Source organism: Arthrobacter sp. FW306-05-C (genome assembly GCF_021801725.1).
Lineage (GTDB): Bacteria > Actinomycetota > Actinomycetes > Actinomycetales > Micrococcaceae > Arthrobacter.
The window spans coordinates 4,356,482-4,368,326 of record NZ_CP084556.1 but is presented as its reverse complement, the minus strand read 5'-3'; the positions used below and the strand labels follow the sequence as shown (position 1 = coordinate 4,368,326).

Annotated in this window: 13 protein-coding genes; 11 read left to right on the top strand and 2 right to left on the bottom strand. The window is 67.3% G+C overall.

The genetic code is table 11. The features are described from left to right. Positions 1 to 65: 65 nt before the first annotated feature. From LFT44_RS20255 to LFT44_RS20235, 5 genes are read left to right on the top strand one after another with little or no spacing between them, the layout of a single operon-like run. A complete protein-coding gene (locus LFT44_RS20255) occupies positions 66 to 1,298 on the top strand; it encodes a thiolase family protein (RefSeq protein WP_236800301.1) in 1,233 nt (410 codons plus the stop codon). After that, the gene (locus LFT44_RS20250; RefSeq protein ID WP_236800300.1) at positions 1,298 to 1,999 is read left to right on the top strand and encodes a 3-oxoacid CoA-transferase subunit A; all 702 of its coding nucleotides are present in this window, start codon (positions 1,298 to 1,300) and stop codon (positions 1,997 to 1,999) included. Before LFT44_RS20255 ends, LFT44_RS20250 begins: the two co-directional genes overlap by 1 nt. Before the next feature lies 1 nt (position 2,000). Further along, the gene (locus LFT44_RS20245) at positions 2,001 to 2,690 is read left to right on the top strand and encodes a 3-oxoacid CoA-transferase subunit B (protein WP_236800299.1); all 690 of its coding nucleotides are present in this window, start codon (positions 2,001 to 2,003) and stop codon (positions 2,688 to 2,690) included. A gap of 11 nt (positions 2,691 to 2,701) precedes the next feature. Continuing rightward, a complete protein-coding gene (locus LFT44_RS20240) occupies positions 2,702 to 3,511 on the top strand; it encodes an IclR family transcriptional regulator domain-containing protein (protein WP_236800298.1) in 810 nt (269 codons plus the stop codon). Positions 3,512 to 3,571: 60 nt separating this feature from the next. Beyond that, positions 3,572 to 3,898, top strand: coding sequence for an MmcQ/YjbR family DNA-binding protein (locus tag LFT44_RS20235; RefSeq protein WP_236800297.1), 327 nt, complete (start codon positions 3,572 to 3,574; stop codon positions 3,896 to 3,898). Positions 3,899 to 3,967: 69 nt separating this feature from the next. Here the strand turns inward: LFT44_RS20235 and LFT44_RS20230 are convergent, their stop codons facing one another. After that, a complete protein-coding gene (locus LFT44_RS20230; protein ID WP_236800296.1) occupies positions 3,968 to 5,299 on the bottom strand; it encodes an MFS transporter in 1,332 nt (443 codons plus the stop codon). Positions 5,300 to 5,443: 144 nt separating this feature from the next. On the opposite strand from LFT44_RS20230, the gene LFT44_RS20225 reads away from it, so the two are divergent. Both LFT44_RS20225 and LFT44_RS20220 read left to right on the top strand, forming a co-directional pair. Then, positions 5,444 to 6,280 (top strand): shikimate dehydrogenase family protein, encoded by an 837-nt coding sequence (locus LFT44_RS20225; protein ID WP_236800295.1) that lies wholly within the window; start codon positions 5,444 to 5,446, stop codon positions 6,278 to 6,280. Between the two features lie 110 nt (positions 6,281 to 6,390). Next, the gene (locus tag LFT44_RS20220; protein WP_236800294.1) at positions 6,391 to 7,179 is read left to right on the top strand and encodes an IclR family transcriptional regulator domain-containing protein; all 789 of its coding nucleotides are present in this window, start codon (positions 6,391 to 6,393) and stop codon (positions 7,177 to 7,179) included. Positions 7,180 to 7,183: 4 nt separating this feature from the next. Here LFT44_RS20220 and ligK read toward each other — a convergent pair whose 3' ends face one another. Further along, positions 7,184 to 7,867: a 4-carboxy-4-hydroxy-2-oxoadipate aldolase/oxaloacetate decarboxylase gene (ligK, locus tag LFT44_RS20215; RefSeq protein ID WP_236800293.1), complete on the bottom strand. Its 684-nt coding sequence runs from the start codon at positions 7,865 to 7,867 to the stop codon at positions 7,184 to 7,186. Between the two features lie 243 nt (positions 7,868 to 8,110). Here ligK and LFT44_RS20210 point away from each other — a divergent pair, with 243 nt between their 5' ends. The 4 genes from LFT44_RS20210 to LFT44_RS20195 all read left to right on the top strand — a co-directional run bounded on the left by LFT44_RS20210 (position 8,111) and on the right by LFT44_RS20195 (position 11,806). After that, positions 8,111 to 8,767, top strand: a complete 657-nt coding sequence (locus tag LFT44_RS20210; protein WP_236800292.1) for a GntR family transcriptional regulator — start codon at positions 8,111 to 8,113, stop codon at positions 8,765 to 8,767. Positions 8,768 to 8,940: 173 nt separating this feature from the next. Then, the gene (locus tag LFT44_RS20205; RefSeq protein WP_236800291.1) at positions 8,941 to 10,128 is read left to right on the top strand and encodes a Re/Si-specific NAD(P)(+) transhydrogenase subunit alpha; all 1,188 of its coding nucleotides are present in this window, start codon (positions 8,941 to 8,943) and stop codon (positions 10,126 to 10,128) included. Further along, positions 10,128 to 10,436 carry an NAD(P) transhydrogenase subunit alpha gene (locus LFT44_RS20200; RefSeq protein WP_236800290.1) on the top strand — a complete coding sequence of 103 codons (309 nt, stop codon included), beginning with the start codon at positions 10,128 to 10,130 and terminating at the stop codon, positions 10,434 to 10,436. Before LFT44_RS20205 ends, LFT44_RS20200 begins: the two co-directional genes overlap by 1 nt. Beyond that, positions 10,433 to 11,806 (top strand): NAD(P)(+) transhydrogenase (Re/Si-specific) subunit beta, encoded by a 1,374-nt coding sequence (locus tag LFT44_RS20195; protein WP_236800289.1) that lies wholly within the window; start codon positions 10,433 to 10,435, stop codon positions 11,804 to 11,806. The genes LFT44_RS20200 and LFT44_RS20195 overlap by 4 nt, the downstream gene beginning before the upstream one ends. Positions 11,807 to 11,845 lie beyond the last annotated feature (39 nt).

The following is an 11,845-nucleotide window of genomic DNA, read 5'->3' as shown; positions in this document are numbered from 1 at the left end:
GTCGTTTTGGGCCGCCAAAACGACAACAAGTGCCAGTCAGTTGGGCCCAGAGAACCAGAGGAATCATGAACCAGGCTTTTGTGTACGACGCCGTGCGCACCCCGTTTGGCAAGTTCGGCTCCGGCCTTGCGGCCGTGCGTCCGGATGACCTTGCCGCGCACGTGATCAGGGAGTCCGTGAAGCGCGCCCCGTCGCTGGACGTCGAGCGGATTGACGAGGTGGTGTTCGGCAACGCCAACGGCGCCGGTGAGGAGAACCGCAACGTGGCCCGGATGGGCACTCTGCTCGCGGGCCTGCCGGTGTCGATTCCGGGCACCACCGTGAACCGGCTCTGCGGGTCCTCCCTGGACGCGGCGATCATCGCGTCCCGCCAGATCAACGCAGGCGACGCCGACCTGATGCTCGTGGGCGGTGTGGAGTCGATGTCCCGGGCCCCGTGGGTGCTGCCCAAGACCGACAAACCGTACCCGGCCGGGGACATGACCCTGGCCTCCACCACCCTGGGCTGGCGCCTGGTGAACAAGGCAATGCCCAAGGAGTGGACCATTTCCCTGGGCGAGGCCACCGAGCGGCTGCGTGAGAAGTACGGCGTGACCCGGCAGGCGCAGGACGAGTTCGCCGCCGACTCGCACAACCGTGCCGCCGCAGCCTGGGACGAGGGGTTCTACGACAACCTGGTTGCACCGGTCCCCGGCACGGACCTGGTCCGTGATGAGGGCATCCGCCCCGGCTCCACCGCAGAGAAGCTGGCCGCGCTGAAGACGGTGTTCCGCAAGGACCCCGAGGGCGCAGAGGTGGGCGGCACGGTCACCGCGGGCAACGCATCGCCGCTATCCGACGGTGCCTCCGCGGCCTGGATCGGATCCGAGGGAGCCGCCGGGCTGCTGGGCCTGGAGCCGCTGGCCCGCATCGCCGGCCGCGGGGCACACGCGAACGATCCGCAGTACTTCGGCTACGCCCCGGTCGAGGCGGCGAACAAGGCCCTGGCTAAGGCGGGCATCGGCTGGGACCAGGTGGGCGCTGTCGAACTTAACGAAGCGTTCGCCGCGCAGTCGCTGGCCTGCATCAACGCCTGGGGCATCGACCCTGCCATCGTGAACCGCCACGGCGGCGCCATCGCCATGGGCCACCCGCTGGGCGCGTCCGGCACCCGGATCCTGGGCACCCTGGCCCGGTCGCTGCAGGCCTCCGGCGAACGTTGGGGCGTGGCCGCGATCTGCATCGGTGTGGGCCAGGGCCTGGCCGTGGTGCTTGAAAACGTGACTGCTTCCGGAAATGCCGCTGGAAAGGACCAGTAATGCTGAACTTTGTCGACTCCGTCCAGGCCGCCGTGGCCGAAATCAAGGACGGATCCACCGTGATGATCGGCGGGTTCGGCAACGCCGGCCAGCCGTTCGAACTGATCGATGCGCTGCTCGAATGCGGTGCCACCGACCTGACCGTGGTGAACAACAACGCAGGCCAGGGCGACCAGGGCCTGGCCCTGCTGATCAAGGAGGGCCGGGTGAAGAAGATGATCTGCTCCTTCCCCCGGCAGTCCGATTCCTGGCACTTCGACACCAAGTACAAAGCCGGTGAGATCGAGCTCGAACTGGTGCCCCAGGGCAACCTGGCCGAACGGATCCGTGCCGCCGGAGCCGGGATCGGGGGCTTCTTCACCCCCACCGGCTACGGCACCATGCTCGCCGAGGGCAAGGAAACCCGCTTCCTGGATGGCAAGTGGCAGGTCTTCGAGACCCCCATCCACGCCGACGTCGCCCTCATCAAGGCGTTGAAGGCGGACGGCAAGGGTAACCTCGTCTACCGCAAGACGGCCCGGAACTTCGGCCCGATCATGGCCGCGGCCGCTAAGCACACCATCGCGCAGGTCTCGGAGATCGTCCCCACCGGCGGGCTGGACCCCGAAAACGTGGTGACTCCGGGAATCTACGTCAACACCATCGTCAAAGTTGCCGGCAGCGGCAACCCCGCTGCAAGCACAAACCCGAAGGTGGCCTGAGATGAGCCTGACCGAAACGTCCCTCCAGACCTCGGCGACGCCCCTGGGCCGGGATGACCTGGCCCGGCTCGTGGCCAGGGACATCGCGCCCGGGTCCTTTGTGAACCTCGGCATCGGGCAGCCCACGCTGGTGTCCAACTACCTCACCGAGGAGCAGAACATCACCCTCCACACGGAGAACGGCATGCTCGGGATGGGTCCCGAAGCCCAGGGCGATGAGATCGACGAGGACCTCATCAACGCCGGAAAGATCCCCGTCACCGAACTCCCCGGCGCCTCGTACTTCCACCACGCCGACTCCTTCGCAATGATGCGCGGCGGGCACCTAGACATCTGCGTGCTCGGTGCGTTCCAGGTATCAGTCACTGGCGACCTCGCCAACTGGCACACCGGGGCACCGGGTGCCATTCCCGCCGTCGGTGGTGCCATGGACCTGGCCACCGGCGCCAAGGACGTCTTCGTCATGATGACCCTCCTGACCCGCGAAGGTGCCTCCAAGATCGTGGAGTCCTGCACCTACCCCGTCACCGGCGTGGGGTGCGTGACCCGCGTTTACACGGACAAGGCCGTGTTCCTGACCGGACCCGAGGGCATTACCGTGCGGGAAACCTTCGGCTGCACCCTCGAAGAACTCCAGGAACTGGTGCCCGTCCCGCTCAAGGCCGCCGCCGCCATCGGAAGCGCCACCTAGGATTGGTAACCATGACCGACGCCGTCCGCACGGACACCCAGCCGCCGCAGGCCAGCGACCAGTACGTCCAGTCGCTGGCGCGGGGCCTGGCCGTGATCCGTGCCTTCGACGCCGACCGCCCCGTCATGACGCTCACGGAGGTGGCGTCCCGCACCGGGCTGACCCGCGCCACCGCCCGCCGGTTCCTGCACACACTCGTGGAGCTGGGCTATGTCAGGACCGACGGCAAGACGTTCGCGCTGACGGCCAAGGTCCTGCAGTTGGGGTACGCGTACCTCTCCGGCCTGTCCCTGCCACAGCTGGCCCAGCCGCATCTGGAGGAGCTGTCCCTCAAGCTGGGCGAATCCACCTCCGCTGCGGTGCTGGACGGCACGGACATTGCGTACGTTGCCCGCGTGACCACCCGCCGGATCATGACCATCGGGATCACCGTGGGCACCCGTTTCCCGGCCTATGCCACCTCGATGGGCAGGGTACTGCTCGCGGCACTCCCGCCTGCGGAACTCAAGGCTTACTTGGCGGCCGCCGATATCAAGCCGCTCACTCCGCGCGCCCTGGGAAGCGTCCCGGAGTTGCTGGGGGTGCTGGAAACCGTGCGGGCGCAGGGCTGGTGCCTGCTCAACCAGGAACTGGAACTGGGGCTGATGTCCGTTGCGGCGCCCGTGTACGACGGAACCAAGGTGGTGGCGGCCGTAAACGTCTCCCTGCAGGCCCAGTCCGTGGAGGCCAAGCCGGACCCGGACGCCTACCTGGCATCGGTCACGCGAGAGATCGTGGCCACCGCCAAGCTGATTTCCGCAGACCTCACCGCCCGGGGATAGGCCGCCGCCAGCGGTACGCGCCCTTGTCCCGCCGCCCTACCCGGGGGCAGACTCGGATGCATGGTCAGCGAGGACGAAGTCAGGCAGGCTGCCCTTGCCCTGCCGGGCGTGACGGAACGGTCCAGTTGGGGACAGCCGGCGTGGTTTGCCAGAACCCTGGTGGCCCGAATCTGGGAGCCCGGCGTCCTCACCGTCAAGACCGGGGAGCGCCACGCGCTGGCCGGGACCGAGCCGGAGACCTTCTTCTGGACTGCGCACCACGAACGCTCACCCCTGCTGGTGCTGGTCCGCATGGAACGCATTGACGCGGCGCTTCTGGCGGAACTGCTCGAGGATTCCTACCGGCTGGCAGGAGGTACGACGGCCCGCGGACAGCAGTCCCCTTAAGGCAGGAGGCCGACGGCGGTGCTTCCCGCCGTCGGACTCTTCCTGTTTGCTGCGTGGCTGGTAGGGCCCCTACCGCACGTGGTTGCCCAGCTCCCGGAGCGGGGTCTTGGCTGTCTCGCGGGCCCACCAGGCACCCGCCACGGCGAGGACCGAAGAACCTGCCACGATCCAGGCTGCCGGTCCCCAGTTGGCCTTGTCCGCTCCCACCAGGGCGGTGCCCAGCAGCGGGGTGAAACCGGCGCACAGGATTCCGATCTGGAGTCCGATCGCCATGCCCGAGTAGCGGACCTTCACGTTGAACAGCTCCGAGAACCAGGCCGGGTAGATGGCATTGGACATGGCGTAGGTTCCGGCCGTGATCAGCGTGCTGGTCAGGAAGATCATGGGGATGTTCCCGGTGGAGATCACCCAGAAGTAGACGAAGATCATGGCGCCGGAACCGAGCACGCCCCCGATGAAGATGGGACGCCGGCCAAGGCTGTCGGACCATCGTGCCATCAGGGGCTGGCTGCCGATCGCCAGGACGTTGCCGAGGATGCTCACCCAAAGCATGGTGGAGGCCGGGACGCCCACCGAAACCGCGTAGGCGAGGCCAAAGGACTGCATGAACGTGTTGGTGACGGTCTCGAAGGACATCAGCGCCACCTGGAAGAACTGGGCGGGGTGGGTCTGGAACATCTTGGCGAAGGGCAGCTTTACCAGTTCGCCGTGGTCATGCTTTTCCTCGAAAACCTCCGGCTCCTCCAGGGAGCGGCGCACCAGGTAGGCCACGATCAGGACTACGAGGGAGAGCCAGAAGGGGATCCGCCATCCCCAGGCAAGGCGGTCCGCCTCGCTCATGGCGGCAACAGGAAGGAAGGCCAGGGATGCCAGCACGATGCCGGCCGAGATGCCGCTCATGGCGAAGCTGGCGAAGAAACCGCGGCGGCCTTCAGGGGCTTCCTCGGTGGACAATGCCGAGGCGCCGGCCGTCTCGGCGCCGGCGGACAGGCCCTGCATCAGGCGCAGCACCACCAGCAGTGCCGGGGCCCAGTAGCCCGCCACGCTGAAGTCCGGCAGCGCGCCGATCAGGAACGTGGCGCTGCCCATCAGGACCAGGGTGAGAACGAGGGTGTTCTTGCGGCCGATCTTGTCACCCAGGTGGCCGAACACCACTGCGCCGAACGGCCTCGCGACGTAGGCGACACCGAACGTGGCGAAGGACGCGATAAGCGCCACGGTGGGGTCGCCCGCGGGGAAGAAGATCTTCGAGAAGACGAGGGAGGCGGCAGTGGCATAGATGAAGAAGTCGTAGTACTCCAGCGCGCCGCCGAGGAAGGCTGCCAACGCTGCCTTCTTTGCGCGCTTGAGACGGCGCTGCGCCTCGGGCGTCGCCTGGGCTCCTGTTGCGATGTTGGTCATTGTGGGGTTCCTTCCACGCTGAAGGTGGGAATCTTATTCTAGTTTGTACGCATAGCGAACAAGTGTGCGAAATGCGCCTAAAAAGAGGATACTAGCCGGTGACGCCAATCACAACGCCAATCTCTGCGAAAGGTGGAGCCACGTATGGAACCGCGCGCTCACGCTTCCCGCCTGGTCCTGATCGGGTCAGCTGCTTCCCAGGCCATGTCCCCCGCGCTTTGGAATCCCGTCCTGGCCCGGCTGGGCAACGGCTGGAGGTATGAGGCATGGGATGTGCCACCGGATGGCGACCTGGCGCAGGTCCGCAGAGAGCTCTTGGACCCGGACCTGGTGGCGGCGAACGTGACCATGCCGCATAAGCACTGGGCGGCGGAAACCGCTGATGTTGCCGACGGGTCCGTGAGGCTGAGCGGTGCCTGCAACCTGCTGGTGCGGGCAGGCGAAAGGTTGGAGGCCCACAACACCGACATCACCGCTGCCCGCGAACTGCTGGGGACCGCCTACCAGCGCCACGCCCTCCTGCTCGGGGCCGGGGGAGCCGCCCGCGCAGCCCTCATTTCCATCCGGGAAAACGTGGGGACCGTGTCCATCACGGACCGCGATCCCCGCGCTTCCGCCGCACTGCTGGAACTTGCGTGCCAACTGGGCCTCGAGGCGCACGCCATCACATGGGAGCAAGCCCGCGATGCCGCCGCTGATGCCTCCCTGATCGTCAACGCCACGCCTATCGGAAAGAGCACCTCCGATCCGGCTGCCTGGGGTGGTGCTGCCCTGGCACCCGACGCTGTCCTGTACGACTTCGTATACGCCCGCCACACCACCGCCAGCGTGGCCTGCGCAGAGGCCATGGGCATTCGGTGCATCGATGGATGGGACCACCTTCGGGAGCAGGCGGTGGCCATGGTGCCCCTCCTGGGACTGGACGAGGAAACAGGCGTGTTGTTGCAGGAAACCCTCGTCCGTCTTCGGGCTACGCACTAGGGCGACTTGGCCAGGCTTGCTCCCCGCCGGTGCCCGATATGATCGAACAGGTGTGAAAAGCCCGGCAATTCCGTGCCGTGCGCACGGTTGGTTCGGAAGGGAACAGGATAGTGGAGGAGCAGGCAGGCTACTTCGTTAAGTCGGTTGAGAAGGCTTTTGACGTCCTGCTTGCCTTTACCCCGGACCAGCCCCGGCTCACCGTTTCGCAGGTTGCAGCCCGGACGGACATGACCCGGGCTTCGGCCCGGCGCTTCCTGCTCACCCTCGCTGACCTTGGCTACCTCCGGGCTGTCGGGCCAGCCTTCGAGTTGACCGCGCGGTCCCTGGACGTGGGCAGGTCCTATCTTGCCGCGCTGACCTTGCCCAAGGTGGCCGAGCCGCACCTGAGGGACTTGGCGGCGGAGCTTAACGAGACAACGTCCCTGTGCATCCTCGACGGCGGCGACGTGGTCTACGTGGCCTGTGTTCCTTCTCCCCGCCTGCTGAGCGTGTCCATCACGGTGGGTACCCGCTTCCCGGCCTGGGCCACCTCCATGGGCCGTGTCCTCCTGGCCGGGCTGCCTGCGCCGCAGCTGGAGGAATACCTCCACTCGGTCCGGCTGCAACGCTTCACTGACCGCTCCATCGGCAGTGTGGAGGACCTGCGTGCCGAAGTGGAAGCGGCCAGGGCCAGGGGCTGGTGCATGGTTTCACAGGAGCTGGAGGAAGGTCTCCGGGGCGTGGCCGTCCCGGTCCGGCGCGGACATGAGGTTGTGGCCGCGGCCAACGTTTCGCTGCAAACGCACCGGGCCGCGGCGCAGGACATTGAAGCGGCCGTCCTGCCACAGCTGATGGAAGCCGCGCGCCGTATAGCGCTTGATTATGGCGGTCCCGCCGTTCGTGCCGTTCAATCCACGTAGCGCATCAATCCACGTAGCGCAGTCCCGCGGCTTCGAGCGGCCCCCGCATGCTGTAAATGTCCAGTCCAAGTTCCCCGCTGGCAAAGCGCTCACGCTTGGCTTTTTCGTTGTCTTCCCGGGCCCGTGCTGCTGCCGCCACGTCGGCTGCCCTGGCGGCGGGCACCACCACCACCCCATCGACGTCGGCAATCACCACGTCGCCAGGCGTGACCAGGGCGTTGGCGCAGACTACCGGGACATTGACTGAGCCCAGGGTGGCCTTGACGGTGCCCCTGGAATTGATTGCGCGGCTGAAGACGGGAAAGTCCATGGCCTGGAGGGCGGCGACGTCCCGGCAGCCGCCGTCGATGACCAGCCCCGCTGCGCCCTGTGACCGCAGTGATGTGGCCAGCAGCTCGCCGAAAAAGCCGTCTTCGCATTCCGTGGTGCAGCCGGCAACCACCACGTCTCCGGGCCGGACCTGCTCGGCGGCCACATGCAGCATCCAGTTGTCCCCGGGCTGCAGCAGGACCGTAATGGCAGTGCCGCACATTGCCGCGCCCGGGTACGCCGGCCGGATGTAGGGGCGCATCAGGCCCAGCCGGCCCATGGCCTCGTGGACGGTGCTGACGCCGAAGGCGGACAAGGCCTTGACGCTGTCTTCAGCCGCGCGGGTGATGTTGGTGTGGACAATACCGAGTTCCTGCATGGTGGTTCCCTTCCCAGGCGGGGTCAGCGTCCTTGAGTAGGGCGTCAAGGCCTGTATAGACGCTCCTGGCCGGGCCGGGGACGACGCCAAATTGACGAACAAACCGCACAAGCAAATTTTGTCAGCGATATAGCTAACAATCAACGGTGGGTATTTGGCACCTGCCCGCGGGAGCTGGAGTACGCTGAGTTCGGAAATTGTCAGCAAAATTGGCAACCGAAAGGGACAGGGAGAAGGTTGGCTGTGGACACCGTGAATAGAGCGGGCCGGACCCTTACCGCCGTTGAGCTTGCAGAGCTGCTGCGCACCGCTATTGTCAGCGGAGAGCTGGTGCCTAACCAGCGCCTCGTCGAAGGGGACCTGGCCGCCGAGTACGGGGCGAGCCGGGGAAACATCCGGGTTGCCCTCTCGGAGCTGAGCGTCGAAGGCCTGGTGGAGCGCGTCCAAAACCGGGGAGCGCGGGTGCGTGCGGTCTCGGTAGGGGAAGCGGTGGAGATCACCGAGGTGAGGGCCGCCCTGGAGGGCCTCTGTGCCCGTAAGGCTGCCGAACGGGCCACCGATGAGGACATCGCTGAGCTGCAGGACCTGGCCGCCCGGATGAAGGACGCCGTGGACCGGGGAGACCGTGAGTCCTACTCCGAAGGCAACCAGGCGATGCACGAAAAGATCATCGCCATGAGCGCGCAGCAGACGGCCGCAGCAACCATCCAGCGGCTCCGGGGACAGGCGGTCCGGTTCCAGTTCCGCCTTGCCCGCCAGCCTGGCCGCCCGGCCGTTTCCTTGCCGCAGCACCTGGCCATCATTGATGCCGTCTGTGCCCATGATCCGGACGCGGCGGCAGAAGCCATGCGGCTCCATCTCGAAAGCGTGGCGGACGCCATCCGCGCCAGCAACAAGTAAGGGCAGTCCTTCAGCCAGGCAACCGCCCGGGCATGGCGGTGGCGGGCTGACAGGCGAATTGTTACCACTTACCCTCCAGCCCCCACTCCCGCCGCAGCGCAGGGCGTTCTAGACTCATGCCAACTGCGTGCAGCAGAGCGGCTGCACTGCTCGTCAGGAAGAGGAGTTGGCGGGTGAGACTGGGGATTCCGCGGGAACGCCGGGAGGGCGAGCGGCGTGTGGCCGCCACCCCGGATACCGTCAGGCAACTGGCTGGGATGGGGCTTGAGGTTCTGGTTGAGGCGGGGGCCGGGGACGGTGCCGGGCACGCAGACCCCGCCTACCAAAACGCCGGGGCCGCCATCGTTCCCCAACTGGACTTGGCCGCCCTCGACATCCTGGCCCACGTCCGTCCCCTTGACCCGAACGCCGCTGCGCATCTCAAAAAGGGAGCCGTCACGGTGGGGCTCGCCTCGCCGTCGTCCGAACTGCCGGCCGTACAGGCGCTCGCGGACAGCGGCGTCACCTCCTTCGCCCTGGAACTGGTGCCGCGTATTTCCCGGGCCCAGTCCATGGACGCGCTGACGTCGCAGGCGCTGGTGGCCGGGTACCGCTGCGTCCTTGAGGCCGCCATCAGGCTGCCCCGGTTCTTCCCGCTGTACATGACCGCCGCCGGAACCATCCCGCCCGCCCGCGTCCTGGTGCTCGGCGCCGGCGTGGCCGGGCTGCAGGCCATCGGCACCGCCAAGCGCCTGGGCGCCCGCGTCTTCGCCAACGACATCCGCCCCGCCTCCGCCGACGAGGTAGCGTCCATGGGCGGCACCTTCATCCGTCTGGATCTGGAAACGGCCGAGGCGGCAGGCGGCTATGCCCGACAGTTGAGCTCCGACGCCGGGACCCGGCAGCGGCAGCTGCTGGCACCCCACGTGGCGCAATCGGACGTTCTGATCACGACGGCGGCAGTTCCCGGACGCCCCGCGCCCCTCTTGGTGACCCGCGAGATGGTGCAGGGCATGCGCCCGGGATCGGTCGTCGTCGACCTCGCCGCCGAGTCGGGCGGCAATGTGGAGGGCTCCGTACCTGGCCAGGAAATCCCCATTCCCACCGCCGACGGAACAGGTCTCATCACCCTGGTGGGGCTGAAGGACGCGGCCTCCGCGATGGCCTCCGACGCCTCCCGCCTCTATGCCAAGAACGTAGCCAACCTGCTGGCGCTGCTGGTCCACGACAGCGCGCTCATGCTGGATTTCGACGACGAAGTGGTGGCAGGTGCCTGCCTCACCCACGCCGGGGAGGTGCGGCACCAACCCACTGCGGAGTTGCTGAAGGCACGTGCTTCAACAGCCGGCGCCGCCGCAGCCCGGCAGGAAGGAGGGATCTGATGGACGGGATTGCCCTGCTGACCATCACGGTGCTGGCGGTGTTCGTCGGCTTCGAAGTGGTGTCCAAGGTTTCCAGCACCCTGCACACGCCCCTGATGTCCGGCGCCAACGCCATCCACGGCATCATCCTGGTGGGTGCCATCATCGTGGCCGGCCAGGCAACCGACCCCTGGGTGCTCGCGGTGGCGCTGCTCGCCGTCGTCCTTGCCACTGCCAACCTGGTGGGCGGCTTCGTGGTGACGGACCGGATGCTGCACATGTTCCACGCCAAAAAGGACGCGGTGGAACCCAAGGGGGGCAGCAAATGAGCCTCCTCGATCCGGTCTGGACCTCCGTCCTTTACCTCACTGCGGCGGTCTGCTTCATCCTGGCGCTGCGGGGGCTGAGCTCACCGCGCACGGCCCGCCGTGGAAACCTGGTGGGCGCACTCGGGGCGCTGATCGCCGTCGTCACCGTCTTCCTGTCCGCCCGGCTGGAGAACATCCCCTGGATCCTGGCCGCCATCGCCGTGGGTTCCGCGGTGGCGGCGCCGGTGGCCCGGCGCGTGAAGATGACGCAGATGCCGCAGCTCGTGGCGCTGTTCAATGGTGTGGGCGGCGGCGCCGCCGCCCTGGTGGCCCTCCTTGAACTGGCGCACGCGGAGGATCCGTGGGTGCGGGTGGCCATCGTGTTCACGCTCCTGGTGGGCGCGGTGTCCTTTGCCGGCTCGGGCGTCACGTTCGCCAAGCTGCAGGAACTCATGACCACCCGGCCGGTGGTGTTCCCGGGCCTGCCGGTGGTGATGGCCGTGGTCCTGCTCGCCGCGGTGGCCGCCGCGGTTGCCGTGGTCCTCACCGCGGCGCTGCCCCTTGCGGTCCTGCTGCTGGTCCTGGGCCTTGCCGCCGGTGTGTTGCTGGTGCTGCCGGTAGGCGGCGCCGACGTGCCCATTGTCATCTCGCTGCTGAACGCCTTCACCGGTCTGGCCGTCGCCGCCTCCGGCCTGGTGCTGGGCAACGTCCTGCTGGTGGTGGCCGGCACCCTGGTGGGCGCCTCGGGCACCATCCTCACCCGTGCCATGGCGGCGGCCATGGGCCGCAGCGTGGCAGGTATTCTGTTCGGCGCCTTCAGGGGAGGTTCGACGGCGGGATCCACCGCCGTGAGCGGGCGTCCGGTCCGCTCGTCCTCGCCGGAGGACGTGGCGGTTCTGTTGGGGTACGCCCAGCGGGTGATCATCGTCCCCGGCTACGGCCTGGCGGTGGCCCAGGGCCAGCACACGGCCGCCGAACTGGCCCAGGCCCTGGAAGCGCGGGGGATTGAAGTGGATTTCGCCATCCATCCGGTGGCCGGCCGCATGCCCGGGCACATGAACGTTCTTCTGGCCGAGGCCAACGTGCCGTACGAGTCGCTCAAGGAGATGGGCGACATCAACCCGGAGTTCAAGACCACGGACGTGGTATTGGTGGTGGGTGCCAACGATGTGGTGAACCCGGCCGCCAAGACCTCCTCAGGCTCACCGATCTACGGGATGCCCATCCTGGAAGTGGCGGAGGCGCGGCAGGTGGTGTTCCTGAAGAGGTCCATGCGCCCGGGTTTCGCCGGCATCGAAAACGACCTGCTGTATGAGCCGCAGACGTCGCTGCTGTTCGGGGACGCCAAGGACTCGCTGGCACAGGTGCTGGGCGCGGTCAAGGCCCTGTAGGCGCGGAACATGCCCCGCGCCGGGTTACCCTTCTTTGAG

Coding starts and splice junctions, on each gene's coding strand:
- LFT44_RS20245 (WP_236800299.1), top strand. CDS start 2,001: ATGAGCCTGACCGAAACGTCCCTCCAGACCTCGGCGACGCCCCTGGGC.
- LFT44_RS20225 (WP_236800295.1), top strand. CDS start 5,444: ATGGAACCGCGCGCTCACGCTTCCCGCCTGGTCCTGATCGGGTCAGCT.
- LFT44_RS20240 (WP_236800298.1), top strand. CDS start 2,702: ATGACCGACGCCGTCCGCACGGACACCCAGCCGCCGCAGGCCAGCGAC.
- LFT44_RS20250 (WP_236800300.1), top strand. CDS start 1,298: ATGCTGAACTTTGTCGACTCCGTCCAGGCCGCCGTGGCCGAAATCAAG.
- LFT44_RS20255 (WP_236800301.1), top strand. CDS start 66: ATGAACCAGGCTTTTGTGTACGACGCCGTGCGCACCCCGTTTGGCAAG.
- LFT44_RS20200 (WP_236800290.1), top strand. CDS start 10,128: ATGGACGGGATTGCCCTGCTGACCATCACGGTGCTGGCGGTGTTCGTC.
- ligK (WP_236800293.1), bottom strand. CDS start 7,867: ATGCAGGAACTCGGTATTGTCCACACCAACATCACCCGCGCGGCTGAA.
- LFT44_RS20195 (WP_236800289.1), top strand. CDS start 10,433: ATGAGCCTCCTCGATCCGGTCTGGACCTCCGTCCTTTACCTCACTGCG.
- LFT44_RS20235 (WP_236800297.1), top strand. CDS start 3,572: ATGGTCAGCGAGGACGAAGTCAGGCAGGCTGCCCTTGCCCTGCCGGGC.
- LFT44_RS20230 (WP_236800296.1), bottom strand. CDS start 5,299: ATGACCAACATCGCAACAGGAGCCCAGGCGACGCCCGAGGCGCAGCGC.